1 protein-coding gene is annotated in these 798 nt (G+C 74.4%); it reads left to right on the top strand.

Annotation, left to right across the window (positions count from 1 at the left end):
- Window positions 1–89 precede the first annotated feature (89 nt).
- Window positions 90–798 (top strand): serine/threonine-protein kinase (locus tag GT030_RS26770; RefSeq protein WP_161203310.1); only part of this gene is annotated, 709 nt, incomplete at its 3' end.

Below are 798 nucleotides of genomic sequence, written 5' to 3'. Positions count from 1 at the left end.
CGCCAGGCGGGCCAGCTCCTCGGCCGTCGCGGCGTCCGGCACGTCGGCTCTCCTCTCGGAGTCGATCTCGGGCCAGGCATGATAGTCGTATGCACCCCCCGGAGCGGATCGGCCGGTACCGCCTTGAACAGCGCCTGGGCAGCGGGGCGTTCGCCACGGTGTGGCTCGCCCACGACGACGAACTGGACGCCCTGGTGGCGGTCAAGGTGCTCGCCGACAACTGGTCCCACCGCCTCGATGTGCGCGAGCGCTTCCTCTCCGAGGCGCGGCTGCTGCGCCGGGCGGGGTCCAGCCGGGTGGTGCAGGTCTACGACATCGGTGAACTGGAGGACGGCAGGCCGTACTTCGTCATGGAGTACGCCGACGGAGGCACCCTCACCGACCTGTGCGCCGACGGTCCGCCGCCGGTGTCCGAGGCACTGGAGCTGACGGCGCTGGCCGCGCGGGGCGCCGCCGCGCTGCACGAGGCGGGCATCGTGCACCGGGACATCAAGCCGACCAACCTGCTGCTGCGCACCGCCCCGGACGGCGGGCGCCGGCTGCTGCTGGCCGACCTCGGGCTGGCCAAGAGCCTGGCACAGGCGTCGGCGCTGACCCTCGCGGCGGGTTCGGCGGGCTACCAGCCCCCGGAGCAGGCCGAACCGGGCGCCGGCATCGACGAGCGCGCCGACGTCTACAGCCTGGGCGCGGTGGGCTACGAGCTGCTGACCGGGACCGTGCCGGGCCCGCCGGGCAAGGTGCTTCCGCCGAGCCGTCTGCGGCCGGCCCTGGACCCCGGCGTGGAACGGGCGGTGCTGC

Origin of the sequence: Streptomyces sp. SID1328 (genome assembly GCF_009865595.1) — a bacterium.
GTDB lineage: Bacteria > Actinomycetota > Actinomycetes > Streptomycetales > Streptomycetaceae > Streptomyces > Streptomyces griseoluteus.
The sequence above is the reverse complement of the archived record's forward strand: the minus strand, read 5'-3'. Positions and strand labels throughout refer to the sequence as shown.